Source organism: Streptomyces beijiangensis, from assembly GCF_017315755.1.
Classification (GTDB): Bacteria; Actinomycetota; Actinomycetes; order Streptomycetales; family Streptomycetaceae; genus Streptomyces; species Streptomyces beijiangensis.
Map to the genome: position 1 here is coordinate 1 of NZ_JAFLRJ010000332.1, position 237 is coordinate 237.

Consider the following 237-nt stretch of genomic DNA (forward strand, 5'->3'; position numbering starts at 1 on the left):
TGACGTCGGCGGCTGCCGCCGTGGGCCACCCGCTCGAGGAGGGACGCTTCGATGGGGGAGAAGGTCGTGGCAGGCGGGTTCGACCTGTCCGATCGGCGCAGGTACCGGAGGAAGTTGCAGCAGTGTCTGGAGGGGCTGGAGAGGCTGCTGGACGAGAGGCGGTTCGACCGGCCGAAGAATCTGATGGGGCTGGAGATAGAGCTGAATCTGACCGGCTCCGACGGCATGCCACGGATG

At 66.7% G+C, this 237-nt stretch carries 1 pseudogene; it reads left to right on the top strand.

The annotated features are described in order from the left end of the window. Positions 1 to 51 precede the first annotated feature (51 nt). A pseudogene (locus tag J0695_RS44235) lies at positions 52 to 237 on the top strand (glutamate--cysteine ligase); the annotation flags it as partial.